Raw genomic sequence first — 14,929 nt, 5'->3', positions numbered from 1 at the left:
GGCGGAGACAACATGATGCTAGCAACGCTTCGCCGGATTAGTCGCAGTGCCTTTTTTATCCTCTTTCTTGTGGCACCTGTACTGGATCTGTTTCGTCTCGATCTAAGCAGGGGCCATTTTGTTTTTCTGACCATGGACTGGACCCTGGGGCTTGATCCCCAGACCAGTGCTCTTGATCCCGCCTCCATCACCCTGCACCTGCTGCTGCGTCTGGGCTTGCCCATTCTGTTAACCCTGGGCGTGCTGCTCTGGGTAGTCTGGCGCTGGGGGCGCCTGTATTGCGGCTGGCTATGTTCGCATTTTTCGATGGTCGAATGGATCGACGGCCTGATGGCCCGCTGGCTTGGCCGGCGCTCTGTCTGGGAAAAGCCCTCTGCCCCCCGACGGGCCGGCGCGCGCCTGGTCATGACCCTGATGGTGCTGGGCGGCTCGGCACTCTGGGCCATCACGCTGTTGAGCTACCTGGTACCGCCGATACCTTTGTGGACAGGTCTGGCAAGTCTGAATCTGCCGACCTGGCACTGGTTTTTCATCGGTATCGGCACCGCTCTGTTCTGTATCGAGTTTGCCCTGGCCCGGCATTATTTCTGCAAGTACGGCTGCGCCGTGGGCATCTTCCAGAGCTTGATCTGGGCGGTGAACAGCCGCGCCATGGTGATCGGTTTCAAGCGCGAACGCGCCCGTGATTGCCGCGACTGCAATGCCTGTGACAAGGCATGCCCAATGCGCCTGCCGCCACGCGGCATGAAGCGTCACAAGATTACCTGCACTCAGTGTGGAGTGTGTGTCCAGACCTGCTCACAGGTTCAGGCCGCCAACCCCGCCGGTTCGCTTCTCCATTGGACCAGTGGCGATGACGCCCTCCTCATGGACAAGCAACCCAGTACCAAAATCCACGTGATCGAGAAGGACTGAACGATGGAAGAACTCGTAGGCATGCGCTGGCACAATCTGGTTACGCGCCTGGCGCGCACCAGCTATCCCGAAGCTCAGGTTCGCCTTGAGGACCAGGGTCCTCGGCTGGCCATGGTATTCCGCGCGCTGGGCGGCGATCCTGGTCTGGTAATCAAGGCCGCTACCGAGCGCGCCTTCCGACCGCCGCGCCACTGGCTTGAGAAGATCGCCGGGACTGGCCGACAGTACGCGATGGCCTGGCGCGACCACGATAGCGTACGCCTGCCGGCCGTGATCCAGACTTACCCGACCGTCGAGCTGAATAACGACTTGTATCTATGGCTGGTGGCGCTGGCGAGCCAGAGCGGCGCGCCCGCTACAGGCGACTGGCTGGTATGGAACCAGAACCAGGTCGCCGCCACGCTGGAACGATTCCCGGGGCTGGCGTCGCTGTATGAGCGCCTGGCGGCAGAACTGGTCTCGATCCGTCCATCGTTGCACACCTTGTCCAGCACGCAGGCACAGCGTGAAAGCTGTCTGCAGGCGGCTATTCTTGAACCGGGTAGTCAGCAAAACTTGCCCGCGGCCGATGGCGATCCACTTCCTGTGCCGCTGTGGCTGTACCCGGCGCTGCATCAGGATCAGGCCGCCGTGTCGCGTACCGATGACAACGACGGCACCAGCACTGGCGCGCCCAAACCCAAGGAAGGTAAAGGACGCAAGCGTGCAGAATTTATTGATGACATAGACGGACGCGACGGGCTGATTGTATTCCGCCTGGAAAGCCTTTTTTCCTGGTCCGAGTTTGTACCCGTGGACCGTACCGTCGACGACAGTGAAGACGATGAAGCTGATCGCGTCGCCGAAGACCTGGACCACCTGAGCCTGTCGCGCCATGGCGATGCCGGCGCGTCCCGACTGCGTCTGGATCTGGACCTGCCCTCCGCCGCCGAGGACGACATCCCGCTGGGAGAGGGTCGTCTCCTGCCCGAATGGGACTGGCGCAAGGAGCAGCTGATACCCCGGCACTGCAAGGTGATACCCATGCTGCCGAAAAATGCCGTGCCCTGTGCGCTGCCCTCACGCCTGCAACCGCTGGCAGGTGAATTGCGTCGCCGTTTCGAGGCGTTGCGCCCGCAGCAAGGCTGGAACAAGCGCCAGGCTACTGGCCCGCTGCTGGATATGGAGGCATGCATCAATTTCGCCACTGCTCGCCAACGCGGCGAAGCCAACGCCCAACCGGCATTGTGGCGCCAACAATCGCCGCAACAACGCGACCTCGCCTGTCTGGTACTGGCTGACCTTTCATTGTCTACCGAGGCCTATGCTGATAACGAACACCAGGTCATCGACGTGGTCCGGGACAGCCTGGAGTTACTCGGTGAGGCCCTGGATGCCGGCGACGACTCCTTCGCCATGTACGGATTTTCCTCGCGCCGGCGCGATCACGTGCGCTACAGCCTGATCAAGAACTTTGCCGAGCCCTGGGGTGCGCCGATACATGGCCGTATCCAGGCTTTGCGCCCCGGCTATTACACGCGCATGGGCGCAGCCATCCGTCAGGCAACCGAAATCCTCAGGGAGCAGCCGGCGGAGCAGCGGCTATTGCTGATATTGACCGATGGAAAGCCAAACGATCTGGACCTGTATGAGGGTCGCTACGGAATGGAAGACACCCGTCACGCACTGATTGAGGCGCGCCGTGCCGGCCTTGAGCCCTTCTGCGTGACTATCGACCAGGAAGCCGCTGACTATCTGCCCTACCTGTTCGGCCCGCAGCGTTTCCACCTCCTGCAAAAGGCAGCCGACCTGCCAGCACTGCTGCCTCAACTCTATCTGTTATTGACTGGACGCACGCCATGAACGCACGGGAGCGGATACATCTACCGCTGGGCAATGTCGCGACAGAAGAGGAGATACCCGGTGACCTGGCGATGTGGTTTTTCATCTTTGCCGAACTGGCGGTTTTTGCTCTGTTGCTTAGCGGCATGGCCTTCGCCCGCGGCAACTGGCCCGACATGTTCAGCGCGGGGGTGGCCACCCTGCACCCGGAAGCCGGGTTGATCAATACCCTGGCCCTGCTCACGGGAAGTTACTGGGTAGCTCGCGGTGTTGCCGATATGCGTGCCGGCCGACTGTCCAGGCTACCAGGGTGGTTTTATGCCGGCGCGGGCAGCGGTGTTTTCTACGTCGTGATCAAAAGTGTCGAATACGTTCAGCTATTCAGCGCCGGGTACAACCTGCGCACCGACACCTTCTATTTTTTCTACTTCTTCACGACGTTCTTTCACATGATGCACGTGCTGCTGGGCATGGTGATTCTGCTGGTGGTCGCCCGACGCTGGCAGCGCGGCGTGTATCAGACTCCCGAAGCGCGCCGGATGGCGGCGGACTCAGCTGCCAGCTACTGGCACATGGTGGATCTGGTATGGCTGATGCTGTTTCCCCTGCTCTATATACTGCCGTGAGGTATGCATGACCACTAAACTGACACACAGCTGGCTGGCACTGCTTGCCCTCACCGGGCTTGGCTGGTGGCTGGGGCATTTCACCGAAGGGAGCTGGCTGCTATGGGCGATCATTCTCCTGAGCGCGATCAAGGGCCAATGGTTGATCGACCATTTCATGGGATTGGCCCAGGGCCCGAAGTTGTTCCGCGCCATTGTCAGCGGCTGGCTGGTTGCTATCCTCGCCAGCATGGCGATGTTCCTGTAGATGCACGGGAGATGCACCGCTGAGATTGCCTGTGTTAAGCCACCGCTCATTCGCGCAAGATAGAACATGACTCAAGACACCATACAATCTACTGACGTATCCGGGACTGCAGACACGAAACCACGTCATTCAATCGTATCCAGAGCCATCATCGCCTGTGCAATTATCATCTGCATAACCCTGCTGGGCATACTCGGCAACAGCTATGTGACCAGCGCACTGGAAGGCGATGCCGAGGCGATCAACGTTGCCGGCAGTTTGCGCATGCAAGCCTGGCGACTCGCGGCGACGGCAGACGCCGATTCTGCGCGCCTGCAGTCCCACGTCGAGAAGATGCAGGCGACCCTTGAGTCTCCGATTTTGCAGGCCGCAATGGATCGGCATCGCGCCTCCGCGCTGCCCGCCTTGCATGCGGCGGTGGTCGATCACTGGCAACGGGGAATGCGACCACTACTCGTCGACAAGACGCCACAAATACAATCGCTGGGGGAGCAGGTACCCGTGTTCGTGAACCTGCTGGATGGCATCGTCGCGACCCTGCAGCGTCTTTCCGAACGAAATCTGGCGATGATTCAAAGAGTGCAGCTGGGAACGCTGCTGGTTGTCCTGCTGAGCACCTGTGCGCTTATTCTCGATCTGCGAAAGCACCTCGCCACCCCCTTGCGCCAGCTTACCGCCCTCGCCCATCAGGTAAGCCGCGGTGATTTCACTGGTCGAATAAGACCGGGCAGCGGAACCGAGCTGGACCTGCTCGCCAGCACCCTCAACAAAATGAATGAAGAACTCGCAAGTCTTTACGCGGACATGGAGACCAAGGTCAACGACAAGACCGCGGAACTGACCCGCACCAACGCCGCGCTGCACCTGCTTTTCGAGAGCGCCCGAACGCTCTACAACCAGCCGGAGGATCCGGTGCGCATGATGGCCCGCTCGCTCGCAGCCGTACGGCAGGCCCTCGGTTGCGGCCCGGTTTCCCTCTGCCTGAATAGCGGCGCCGGCGGCGGTAATTACGCCGCGGTTACCTCCGAGGGCAGCGAGCCACCGCATTACTGCAAGTTGTCCAGCTGCGCCGAGTGCCCGGCGGACCTGGCTGATTCAGGGCTGGAGTGCATGGATCGGCTGATCAGCTTCGAGCTGCACCAGGGATCGACGCACCTGGGCAGTTTGCGTGTCGAGCAGCCAGTCGGCGAGCCGCTTCAGGCATGGCAGGAGCAGGTGCTGGTTACCCTTGCTGATTTGTACGCAGCCTCCATGAGCCTGGCGAATCTTGGCCAGCAGCAGGCACGTCTGGCCCTTATGGAAGAGCGTGCGGTGATCGCGCGTGAGCTGCATGATTCGCTCGCTCAAGCGCTTTCAGCGCAGAAGCTGCAACTGGCCAGGCTCAAGCGGCAGGTCGAGAACGGCTGCGGACCGAGCGAGTTGGCTGAGACGCGCGAGCAGATAGAACAAGGTCTCGCTGCGGCATACCGCCAACTGCGCGAGCTGCTCACGACCTTTCGCATACAGGTTAACGAGCCCGGCCTGAAACCGGCGCTGCAGGCCACTGTGAAGGAATTCAGCCGCAACTCCGGCGTACACATCACGCTGGACTACCAACTTGACCATTGCCCGCTTTCGCCCAACGAAGAGGTCCATTGCCTACAGATTGCCCGCGAGGCGCTTAGCAATGTCATCAAGCATGCGCAGGCCGGCCAGTGCTGGATCCAGCTGAAGCAGCATGACAAGGGGATCGTGACGGTACAGGTCGAGGACGATGGTATCGGGATCGCCGAAACCACCTCGCCCGAAGGTCACTACGGGCTGAGCATTCTCCACGAACGTGCCAGCAGCCTGGGCGGTACGCTCCACATTTACAGAAGAGAAGCTGGCGGAACCAAGATCCTGGTGAATTTCCCGCCAGACTATCGAATCGTTGTCCCAAGGGAACACGCTGCACATGAATGAAACAGATAGCATCCGGATTCTGCTGGTGGACGATCACCCCATGATGCGCCGCGGTCTGCGTGACCTGCTGGCCATGGAGCCTGATCTCGATCCCGCCGGGGAAGCCGGCAATGGCGTTGAAGCCATCCGCCTCGCCCATGAACTCGAGCCTGACCTGATCCTGCTTGATCTCAACATGCCGGGAATGGGGGGGCTGGACATTCTGCGGCAGATGCGTCGCGAACAGATCGATGCGCGCATCATCTTTTTCACCGTATCCGATGATCACGACGACGTACTTGAAGCGCTGCGCAGCGGTGCCGACGGTTATTTGCTCAAGGATATGGACGCAGACCAACTGGTAGAACAGATACGGCTTGCCGCGCGCGGCAAACTGGCACTCAGCGCAGAACTGACCATGATACTGGCTGACGCTATCCGCAACCGGCCCGAGGCTGAAGCCTCCGAACCCCAGGCTCACCTTACCCGGCGAGAGCGGGACGTACTGCGCCAGATCGCCAAGGGCCAGAGTAACAAGATGATCGCCCGTGAGCTGGACATCAGCGAAGGTACGGTAAAGGTGCATGTCAAACGTGTGCTGAACAAACTGGGCATGCGTTCACGGACTGAAGCCGCGGTATGGGTGGTAGAGCAGAACCTGGCCTAGAGAGTGAATCCAGTGCACTCGCCCATCCTGGGGGTGTAGCGCGCCTGCGCTACGCCAATTTCTCAGCTACAGCTAACCCGCCGACGGACGACTACTATCGGTCACGGCAGCGAAAACACTCACGACAAGCAATCATCTGCTGGGTTTGTCTTCCGAGCTCAGCTATCGCAGCGATGTGAGTTGGAGAGTTCTGAGTCAGCTTCCGCGAGCCGACAGGGCCGCGCTGACACGCTGCAAGTACGTCCCTGTAAGCTCGTCGATGACATTCCTGTCATCGGACGGTCATCGCAGCCCTGTCGTCCCGCTCCGCCCCAGAGTTTTGAGCTGCCAAACGGAAACAAAAAACGGTTTTAAACTCCGGACCACGCCGATGCTCGGCCAAGCCCGCCGACTGTCAGGATGGAGCAAGTGTCGAAAACAGGGATGTTTTCGTCAAGCCCCCATGGATGGGTTCACGGCGTCTTGCGGAGTCCTGACAGGCGGCGGGCGATTGGCTGCGGAGTTTCAGCTCAGCATTTTTGAGTTCCCGCTTCCGGCCCCTAAGATCAGACAGCCTCATCCTGGGCACGACTGTTCTGAATCCGCTCGACAATCTGCACCTCCAGCTCGTCCGCCTGCTCTGGCGTGCAATCTTCACCAAATCGTTTACGTACACCGAAATCACTGAGTAAAACGTGAATCTCGGGTTCGACGCCGACATTGTTCAGACAGGCTTTGGCACACTGGAGTTTGCAGCCGTCCACCGCTATTACCTGGCGGCCCGATTTCGCTGTTTTTACCAGGGACGCGACTTTGCCGCCAACGCCAGCGATGCAGGACATCTCGGCAATCCCGGCGCGATCGATCCGCAGAGCAAGCGTATTGGCGAGCTGCGCCACGTTGGAGCAGCCCGAGCAGGAATAGATAAGCGGGGAATTTTTTGTAGCAGACATTAGAACCTCCAAAGGGTCTGTTGACGTTTCATCGCGGCCGCGACGAAGTGCCAACAGACCCTTGCCATTGTCATGCTGGGTGCTGGGCCCCTCCTTGACCTGGGTCAATTCCGGACGCTCCGGCCCCCAGCCACTGAATCAGTTGCCACAACCGCGGCGGCAGACGATCAGAATCCAGACTGTCCATCAGATTCTTTATTTCCAGGCCAAGCTCGGTGTCACCCTCAATAATCAGCCTACGACGGAAGAACAGCGTGTCCGGGTCTTCCTGACGGCTGGAAAGTAGCAGGAATTCGCGCCAGTTTCCGCGGATACACAGATCTGTCGGAGCGCTCCTGTCCAGGCGCAGGCCTTTGTCCGTGCGGGTCACATTCCAGGCCAGGCCGAGATCTGTCACCTCCAGGCGCAACCAGCGTCCGTGCAAACAGTCAAAATCACCGTCGGCAACCGGCTCGGCGAATATCCGGGCCATGGCCTTTTCAATCACCAGCCGCTGGATTGTGAAGGGCACGTGCCGACTCAATGGAAGTATGGGATCGCCTGCGCGCAATGCCAGGCTCGCCAGGTTCAGCATAAACCTGCCTCCTCTACCCTCAACATACCCGGCTGGCCGTACCAGTATCCGTTGCAACCGTCGATTGCGAGCGGCGGCTCGGCGCCTCGTCTGACTTCGTCAAAGGTACGGATGATATCCAGCGTCCCGTTTGAGGCGGGGCTGATACGCAACGCGTCAATGCCCATGTCACGCATTCGGGGGTACTCGGCCAGAAGGTTACTTACCCCGGCGGACATGGTCTGGATCCCGTTAAGCGTAAATAGCGGTTGGCCTTCCTGGCTGGTCATTGGCAGACCATCGGGATATTCCTGACAGATGAAACCGCAGTCATCCTTCGGCCGGTTCTCAGCACGGGCGGTAAAACAGCGCGCTGAATAGGCCAGCGGCAGATGCCCCCAGGCGAACACTTCAATTCCCGGCAAGAGGAAGCCTGCGTCAGCTGCCTGATGCATGACAGCCTGAATCAGCTCGCCGGAACACTCCACCGGCGGCACCCAGCGGACCATTCCCTGCTCCGTCAATTGCTGTAGCGCCAGGGCGTTGTACAGGTTGAGTGACGAGCCGCCAACAAACTCGACGCCCTTGCTGGTGAGGTAGTGCACCGCGGCCATATCATTGGCCTCCACCATGATGTCGCCGTTGTCGCACAACCGCCGTAAACCAGAGAGTTCAGAAGCTGCTTCAATCAATGCCAGGCCTGATATCACTACTTGAGCACCGCTCTCGCTGCGCAGGTCGCGCGCCAGCCCAAGCCAGTCATCCAGCGACAATGCGCGGCGCTTTGAACACACTGTCTCGCCGATATAAATGACATCCAGCGGCTCGCTGGCAACGTCCGCGTAAAAATCCATGATCTGTTGCCGCGTCCAGTAGAACAGGATGGGTCCCAGTGTTAATTTCATTGCTCTCCCCTCTACTGCCAGGCGCGGTGGTAAGCACCCAGAGTGGTTTGACTGCCTTCTGAAACCTTATCGAGTGCCTGCATCCATGCAGGTTCAACCGAATAGCCCCGTGGATTGGCGGCGAACCGGTCCAGCGCCTGGCGCCAGACGCCGGTCACCTGTTCGACATAGGCGGGGCTGCGCTGGCGTCCTTCGATCTTGACCGCCGTCACGCCGATCGCCGCCAATTGCGGTATCAGATCCAGCGTATTCAGACTGGTGGGCTCTTCGAGGGCATGAAAACGCTTGCCGTTGACCATGAAGCGGCCCTTGCACAGCGTCGGATAGCCGGCCGCTTCGCCCTCTTCGTAGCGGTCAATCAACACATCATTCAGGCGTGAACTCAGGACATCGTCTTCCTGATTCCAGCGCACGGCGCTGGCGGGAGAGCAGACGCCGCAGAGATTCGGGGATTCGCCCGTCACATAGGAAGACAAATGGCAGCGCCCTTCCGCCATGATGCACAGGCTGCCGAAGGCGAACACCTCGACCGGTACCGGACTGGCCTCCGCCACCTGGCGCACCTGGTTCAATGACAGCACCCGAGGCAGCACCGCCCGGCGAATGCCGTAATGTTCATGGTAATACTGCAAGGCTGCCGCATTGGTGGCCGAGCCCTGTACGGAAAGGTGCAGATTGAGCTTGGGATGGTGTTTGGTGGCGTAAGCCAGCACACCGGGATCAGCCGCAATCAATGCATCCACGCCCAGATCTGCAGCGTGATCGACTGCCCGCCGCCAACGCGCCCAGCCATCGGGCAAAGCATAGGTATTGACCGCGATATAGATCTGACGCCCCTGCTGGCGGACCAGATCAACACCGCTCTGCAGTTGTTTGTCAGTAAAGTTGAGACCGGCAAAATGCCGCGCGTTGGTATCGTCGCGAAAACCGGTATAGATGGCATCAGCACCCTGACGCAGCGCCGACTTCAGCGCGGGCAGGCTGCCTGCTGGACAGACCAGTTGCATAGTGGCTCCCTGGTAATGTAAAACGCGAGCCACTTTGCGCTTTTCTGGTCCAGCCGGCCTTGATCATAGTCAATGCATCGGTGCTCGACAGACGTCATACACGCCGGTCGGCACCGTTGCGGGTTAACAGTGCTTATGGTCAGTACGAAGCACATCGGGTGGAGTCAGATAATCGCTGCTGCTGCCCCGACGCTCCTGACCTGCGTCGATTTCCATACGGGCGATGCTACGCAGGTGAACTTCGTCAGGCCCGTCAGCAATGCGTAACGCCCGGGAGCTGATCCAGAGGTCGGCCAGGGGCGTATCCGGTGTCAGCCCCATGGCGCCGAACACCTGCATTGCCCGGTCGATCACGTTGCCGAGCATGGCGGGAACCACGGCCTTGATCATGGCGATCTCGCGACGCGCCTCGCGCGCACCACTCTGATCGATCATCCAGGCGGTTTTCAGAACCAGCAGGCGAGCCTGTTCAATTTCCATGCGCGAGCGTGCGATCCAGTCGGAAATACTGCCGTGCTGATGCAGATAGCGACCGAAGGTACGACGTTCCTGCGCTCGATCGACCATGAGTTCGAGGGCCAACTCGGCCATGCCGATGGCCCGCATGCAATGGTGCACCCTGCCCGGCCCCAGCCGCGCCTGAGCCATCATGAAACCGTCGCCTTCTTGACCCAGCAAATTGCTTGCCGGCACGCGCACGTTACGGAATACCAGTTCGCTATGGCCCTCCGGGGAGACGTGGTGCATGACCGGGATGTTGCGCACCAGCTCCACACCGGGCGTATCGAAAGGCACGATAAGCATGCTCTGCTGCTTGCGCGCCTCGCCATCCGGGTCGGTCTTGCCCATCACGATCAGGAACTTGCAGTCAGGGTGCGATGCATTGGTAATGAACCACTTCCGACCGTTGACGATATAGTCGTCGCCGTCCCGGCGGATCAACGTCTGGATATTGCTGGCGTCAGAAGACGCAACATCCGGCTCGGTCATGGCAAATGCTGAGCGGATTTCACCCTGGAGCAGCGGCTGCAGCCAACGCTCCCGCTGCTCCGGGGTCGCGAACATATGCAGCAATTCCATGTTGCCGGTATCCGGCGCGTTGCAATTGAACACCTCCGAAGCCCAGCTGACCCGCCCCATGATTTCCGCCAGCGGCGCATATTCAAGGTTGGTCAGGCGCGTGCCTGGCTCGTCGTCACGCAGGGATGGCAGAAACAGGTTCCACAACCCCTCCTCCCGGGCCAGCGCCTTGAGATCCGCCATGAAAGAGACGGGGAACTGGCCCGCCGCGACTTCGCGCTGCCATTGGCCGAGCCGTGGCACGATATGCTGGTCCAGAAACTCACGCACCTTGAGACGCAGCGCCTGGGTGGCGGGACTGTATGCAAAATCCATAATTGCTCCTTTTTAATGGCATGCAGCGCTGGGTTACAGCGTCATGAAGGGTTCAGCCTGCTGGCTGGTGAATTGGTGGATCTCGAAGGGCGAACGCTGCGGACCTGGCATGCCGGGACTGCCCTGCGGCATACCGGGCAAGGTAATGCCGTGGATGGCCGGTTGTTGTCTGAACAGCTCGGCGATAGCGTCGTAGGGCACATGCCCTTCAACATGATAGTTCCCGATGCTCATTGTGTGGCACGAGCCGAGACCGTATGGCAGCCGCGCCTGCTGTTTGATCTCGCCCATGTTGGCGTCGTCAATGATGGTTACCTGTATTCCGTGGCGTTCGAGGTGACGCGCATATTCGTCGCAACAGGTGCAATCGGGGTTCTTGTAAAGCGTCGCCTCGGCGGGCACTGCTGCCTGGGCGGGAACCGTCGCGCCGAGTAGCAGGGTCGCGACAAGTGTTGAAGTGAAATTTCGCAACATGGGAAGCCCCGGGTTAAATGAGTTCAGGGTCATTCAATCACCGCTCGTATGCGGCATCCTTGATCTGGCTCAAGGACTGAGGGTTCTGGACTGCTGACAGCTCGGTGGGCGGTCCCGAGGAAGGTCGAGCCCAAAAACGAAAACGCCCCGGAACACTGGGTTCCGGGGCGCGTTTGTTGCGGTAGATGGTTAGTGACCGCTGGAGTGGTCTACTGCCTCCTCGGTTTCGAAAATCTCCGCGTCAGCTTCACCGTTGACAGTCAGGATACCGACCAGGCCTTTTTCTGCGCGGGACAGAGCATGGTCGACCAGAATGTACTTGCCTGGGTATTCAGTATCGAACTCAACCATGGTGGCGCCGCCCGGTGGAACCAGAGTGGTTTGCACGTCAGTCAGCGGTGGGCTGGTCAATGAGGCCTGATCGTATACACGGTCGAAGATCTCACCAATTACGTGGAAGCTGGACACCAGGTTGGGACCGCCAACACCGAAGAAGATCCGTACAGTCTCGCCGACATCAGACTCCATGTTATGAGTGGCAGACAGCGCATCCATGGAACCGTTGAACATCATGTGCTCGGGACGCTCGTCGAGCAGTTTGTCCAGAGAGAATTCCTGCAGGCCGGAAGAACCGTGACGCTGTGCAGTGTAAAGCTCACCCTGCATCACGTAGTACTCACGATCAACCGGGTCCAGACCACCTTCAGGCTCGACCAGAATCATGCCGTACATACCGTTGGTGATGTGCTGGGCAACCATCGGTGTAGCGCAGTGGTAGACGTACAGACCGGGAGCCATAGCCTTGAACGAGAAGCTCTTGGTATGGCCAGGCGCAGCCTGAGTAACCGCAGCACCACCGCCAGGACCAGTCACGGCATGCAGGTCGATCGAGTGGATGTGGGCGCTATCGATGGAGTTTTTCATGTTGATGTTGACGGTATCGCCTACCCGTACACGCATCATCGGACCAGGAACAGTGTTGTTGAAAGTCCAGAACTTGTAGCTGGCACCATCGCTCAGGCGACCTTCGACCTCAGTGGTCTCCAGCTCGAAGGTAACTTCTTTCGCTTCGCGATTGCCGACCGGCTCACCGACTTCGCTTGGGTTCTTTGACAGATCGGGGAAGTTGCTCGCAGTGGTTTCCTGCGGATCACCCACGATCAGCTTGCCAAACATCCCCGCAGCCTTGTGTCCAGGCAAGGTACAGAGGTATTCAAAGGTACCACTCTTGCTGGCACGGAAAACCACCGCAGTCGCCGAACCCTTGCCACCGATCTGGTCGGATTTCACGCTGAAATCGGGTATCGCGAAATCATGGATAGCGCCATCGCCATTCACGACGTTTACCTGCACCACTGCACCCTCGGGTACGCGCATCTCCGGATTGATCTGGCCCTTGGTTGGGCCAGCTTCGCTGATATATACCAGCTTGCCATCGGCTATATCGGTTCGAAAGGTAAAGACGACATCCGGCACATACTTGACGTCCGCAGTATCGCCGGGGTGGTCAGCGAATGCAGGCGCGCCAAACCCGACGAGCCCGCAGAAGGTAAAAAGATAGAGAAGGAAGGTTCTCATAGTTTCGATCCCAGATCAGGTGAGACCCTGCCACTGCAGAGTCGGAACGTGCCCGGTCGAGAGCGAATCATTCAGCCTGAATTCCAGACCCATCACCCTCTTCCGAACTTCAGGTTCAGGCTACAAGCAGGAAGTTAGCTCACCCTTGATGGATATCAAATCATTGTGCAAGTAGTTGGCTCGAGGCCGCGGTCGTTTGTCGCATGCGGCAAAACCTGCAGGCTAGAGCTGTCGCGGTGTGATGGGCAATGAGCCAATGACAGCCTTGGGCAAAACGAGGGGCCTTGCCTAATCCTGGCTCCCCCTTCCATTGGCACATACGAAACTTTCGCTGCCTATCGATGGGTATAGGAAACTAATCGTTCGGGAGCGCTGTGCATACCGCGATTGGATTCGGGAACAGCCACCGCTCTCTTCGCTCAGGCACAGCTGGCGCTCGGCCTGGTTGCCAAGCCGGTAGTGCACCAAATGCAGCTTGCCGACTTCCATCATCTTGCAGCGAGTGACGGACGCGCAGTAGCAGGCCCAGGATGTCCGGTCAATCGAACGAGTCCGGCCGTGCGTTATCTCCCGCACTGGCAGCTGTTTCATCAGTGAGCGCCGCATTCACTTTTCCGTCTTGCCATTCGCCGTAGCTTAAACCACTACTCTCTAGTTTCCACTTCGTTCGGCCATTGGCAGAACGACCCGCGACGACTGCAGCCGCAGCGCTTGGGCTAGAAAAGCTGTGATCCTGAACGAACCTGCAGTTGCCATCTAACCCCGCGACGATTACCCCATCTTTAATCAGTTGTTGAAAGAGTGACTGGTAGCCACGTTCCGTGCCGATCCACTCGCGCCGGGCCATCGAATCTTTCAAGACAAAAAATTCTCCGTCGATTTCCTGACCAGAGGCATGAATGCCATGGCGAGGTATATTCATTACAAAGACTGGAGAAATGTCTGCCCCGTCGCCCTCATGCTCAGGAGGAGCGACCAAATAGCGGGCGCTCGCCCGCAGAAAATCGAAGCCAAGCACCGGGAGCATCGTCCGAATCTGTTCCAAAAAAAATGCCATATCGGCGCGGTCCGATTCCGGCAGGTTTGCGTAGTCATGTGCGGTGCCGTTGACCAGTCCGCACCGACCCACCTCTTTGGCGTTGCGGATCAATAGACTTTCGAGATATTTCGCATGCGCCTTAGTGAGGTTTTGGTCCTTGCTGGTCACCAGGCAGACCCGCTCCCAGAAATCCTTGCCTCCCTGCGCTTCAGGCCGATTGTGCTGTTTGAGACGTTTCCCCACATCATCGGTTTCACCAATATAAACCAGCGGTCGCAAGGTGTTATCCGGATCTGGGCCTACCAGGAAGTAAATGCCGGTGCGGCCACACTCTGGCCGTTGTACCAGCTCGCTGAGTTTGCTGCGCGGCCCGGTGAGTACATGCCCCGTCCAGTTCATGATCTCGGCCGTCAACAGCCCGTTGGGCGTACCATCAACCAGAAACAGCCGAAGACTTCTTCCCAATGTCATTTATTTCTCCCATGAATAGCCATAATCGCGGTTCGTGCCGCTGCTCTGTATGGGACCTTACACAAGGAGGAAGGTGGTCAGCCAGAAACATCGGCCTTGCCGGAGGCAACAAGCAAAGCTCAAGCCAAACCGGCTACGATAGGAAAGCGAATGGCTTCTGGTTTCGCTCGATCATCTCGAGGCACGCTTCTTGGATCCGCAATTCAGAAGTACAAGATAAGCGCCGTTCGAAAGCTTAAACGCTTGAACCATCAAGTCAGTTTGGATTATGTCGCTTGACTATGCTCAGAGTGGGAGCAGGCGTAGCAAATAAATCGAGGACAAGCGCGACCGAACGCCACGCTTATCGGTCTGGCCGGTGAGCGCCGCTTCTGGA

Annotated in this window: 14 protein-coding genes; 6 read left to right on the top strand and 8 right to left on the bottom strand. The window is 59.0% G+C overall.

What is annotated here, in order from left to right; translation table 11 throughout:
• The first annotated feature begins 12 nt into the window (after window positions 1-12).
• The 6 genes from G3M63_RS14505 to narL all read left to right on the top strand — a co-directional run bounded on the left by G3M63_RS14505 (window position 13) and on the right by narL (window position 6,199).
• Window positions 13-915, top strand: a complete 903-nt coding sequence (locus tag G3M63_RS14505; RefSeq protein ID WP_163983587.1) for a 4Fe-4S binding protein — start codon at window positions 13-15, stop codon at window positions 913-915.
• Window positions 916-918: 3 nt separating this feature from the next.
• The gene (locus G3M63_RS14500; protein ID WP_150301635.1) at window positions 919-2,757 is read left to right on the top strand and encodes a nitric oxide reductase activation protein NorD; all 1,839 of its coding nucleotides are present in this window, start codon (window positions 919-921) and stop codon (window positions 2,755-2,757) included.
• On the top strand, window positions 2,754-3,362 hold the full coding sequence (locus G3M63_RS14495) for a cytochrome c oxidase subunit 3 (protein WP_163983586.1): 609 nt from the start codon (window positions 2,754-2,756) through the stop codon (window positions 3,360-3,362). The genes G3M63_RS14500 and G3M63_RS14495 overlap by 4 nt, the downstream gene beginning before the upstream one ends.
• 7 nt (window positions 3,363-3,369) lie before the next feature.
• Window positions 3,370-3,609, top strand: coding sequence for a cytochrome C oxidase subunit IV family protein (locus G3M63_RS14490; RefSeq protein WP_150301637.1), 240 nt, complete (start codon window positions 3,370-3,372; stop codon window positions 3,607-3,609).
• Window positions 3,610-3,675: 66 nt separating this feature from the next.
• Window positions 3,676-5,553 (top strand): type IV pili methyl-accepting chemotaxis transducer N-terminal domain-containing protein, encoded by a 1,878-nt coding sequence (locus tag G3M63_RS14485; RefSeq protein ID WP_163983585.1) that lies wholly within the window; start codon window positions 3,676-3,678, stop codon window positions 5,551-5,553.
• Window positions 5,546-6,199, top strand: coding sequence for a two-component system response regulator NarL (narL, locus tag G3M63_RS14480; protein WP_150301639.1), 654 nt, complete (start codon window positions 5,546-5,548; stop codon window positions 6,197-6,199). Before G3M63_RS14485 ends, narL begins: the two co-directional genes overlap by 8 nt.
• A gap of 545 nt (window positions 6,200-6,744) precedes the next feature.
• Here the strand turns inward: narL and G3M63_RS14475 are convergent.
• From G3M63_RS14475 to G3M63_RS14440, 8 genes are all read right to left on the bottom strand, one after another.
• Window positions 6,745-7,131, bottom strand: a complete 387-nt coding sequence (locus G3M63_RS14475) for a putative zinc-binding protein (protein ID WP_163983584.1) — start codon at window positions 7,129-7,131, stop codon at window positions 6,745-6,747.
• Between the two features lie 70 nt (window positions 7,132-7,201).
• Window positions 7,202-7,705, bottom strand: a complete 504-nt coding sequence (locus G3M63_RS14470; protein ID WP_163983583.1) for an SCP2 domain-containing protein — start codon at window positions 7,703-7,705, stop codon at window positions 7,202-7,204.
• Window positions 7,699-8,589, bottom strand: coding sequence for a U32 family peptidase (locus tag G3M63_RS14465; protein ID WP_163983582.1), 891 nt, complete (start codon window positions 8,587-8,589; stop codon window positions 7,699-7,701). The genes G3M63_RS14470 and G3M63_RS14465 overlap by 7 nt, the downstream gene beginning before the upstream one ends.
• Before the next feature lie 11 nt (window positions 8,590-8,600).
• Entirely contained in the window at window positions 8,601-9,596 is a 996-nt protein-coding gene (locus G3M63_RS14460) for a peptidase U32 family protein (RefSeq protein ID WP_163983581.1), read from the bottom strand.
• Window positions 9,597-9,719: 123 nt separating this feature from the next.
• Window positions 9,720-10,991: an acyl-CoA dehydrogenase family protein gene (locus G3M63_RS14455; RefSeq protein ID WP_163983580.1), complete on the bottom strand. Its 1,272-nt coding sequence runs from the start codon at window positions 10,989-10,991 to the stop codon at window positions 9,720-9,722.
• Window positions 10,992-11,024: 33 nt separating this feature from the next.
• Entirely contained in the window at window positions 11,025-11,465 is a 441-nt protein-coding gene (locus G3M63_RS14450; protein ID WP_163983579.1) for a DUF411 domain-containing protein, read from the bottom strand.
• A 189-nt stretch (window positions 11,466-11,654) separates the two neighbouring features.
• Window positions 11,655-13,043, bottom strand: a complete 1,389-nt coding sequence (gene nirK, locus G3M63_RS14445) for a copper-containing nitrite reductase (protein WP_178100997.1) — start codon at window positions 13,041-13,043, stop codon at window positions 11,655-11,657.
• A gap of 538 nt (window positions 13,044-13,581) precedes the next feature.
• Complete coding sequence (locus G3M63_RS14440; protein WP_163983578.1) at window positions 13,582-14,553, bottom strand: GIY-YIG nuclease family protein; 972 nt, start codon at window positions 14,551-14,553, stop codon at window positions 13,582-13,584.
• Window positions 14,554-14,929: the final 376 nt, after the last annotated feature.

The organism is Pseudomonas sp. OIL-1 (assembly GCF_010669185.1).
Classification (GTDB): Bacteria; Pseudomonadota; Gammaproteobacteria; order Pseudomonadales; family Pseudomonadaceae; genus Halopseudomonas; species Halopseudomonas profundi.
This window is presented reverse-complemented; position numbering and strand designations above follow the sequence as displayed.

Excerpts from the sequence above, each read along its gene's own strand:
- G3M63_RS14505 (WP_163983587.1), top strand. The coding sequence starts at position 13 with ATGATGCTAGCAACGCTTCGCCGGATTAGTCGCAGTGCCTTTTTTATC.
- G3M63_RS14500 (WP_150301635.1), top strand. The coding sequence starts at position 919 with ATGGAAGAACTCGTAGGCATGCGCTGGCACAATCTGGTTACGCGCCTG.
- G3M63_RS14495 (WP_163983586.1), top strand. The coding sequence starts at position 2,754 with ATGAACGCACGGGAGCGGATACATCTACCGCTGGGCAATGTCGCGACA.
- G3M63_RS14490 (WP_150301637.1), top strand. The coding sequence starts at position 3,370 with ATGACCACTAAACTGACACACAGCTGGCTGGCACTGCTTGCCCTCACC.
- G3M63_RS14485 (WP_163983585.1), top strand. The coding sequence starts at position 3,676 with ATGACTCAAGACACCATACAATCTACTGACGTATCCGGGACTGCAGAC.
- narL (WP_150301639.1), top strand. The coding sequence starts at position 5,546 with ATGAATGAAACAGATAGCATCCGGATTCTGCTGGTGGACGATCACCCC.
- G3M63_RS14475 (WP_163983584.1), bottom strand. The coding sequence starts at position 7,131 with ATGTCTGCTACAAAAAATTCCCCGCTTATCTATTCCTGCTCGGGCTGC.
- G3M63_RS14470 (WP_163983583.1), bottom strand. The coding sequence starts at position 7,705 with ATGCTGAACCTGGCGAGCCTGGCATTGCGCGCAGGCGATCCCATACTT.
- G3M63_RS14465 (WP_163983582.1), bottom strand. The coding sequence starts at position 8,589 with ATGAAATTAACACTGGGACCCATCCTGTTCTACTGGACGCGGCAACAG.
- G3M63_RS14460 (WP_163983581.1), bottom strand. The coding sequence starts at position 9,596 with ATGCAACTGGTCTGTCCAGCAGGCAGCCTGCCCGCGCTGAAGTCGGCG.
- G3M63_RS14455 (WP_163983580.1), bottom strand. The coding sequence starts at position 10,991 with ATGGATTTTGCATACAGTCCCGCCACCCAGGCGCTGCGTCTCAAGGTG.
- G3M63_RS14450 (WP_163983579.1), bottom strand. The coding sequence starts at position 11,465 with ATGTTGCGAAATTTCACTTCAACACTTGTCGCGACCCTGCTACTCGGC.
- nirK (WP_178100997.1), bottom strand. The coding sequence starts at position 13,043 with ATGAGAACCTTCCTTCTCTATCTTTTTACCTTCTGCGGGCTCGTCGGG.
- G3M63_RS14440 (WP_163983578.1), bottom strand. The coding sequence starts at position 14,553 with ATGACATTGGGAAGAAGTCTTCGGCTGTTTCTGGTTGATGGTACGCCC.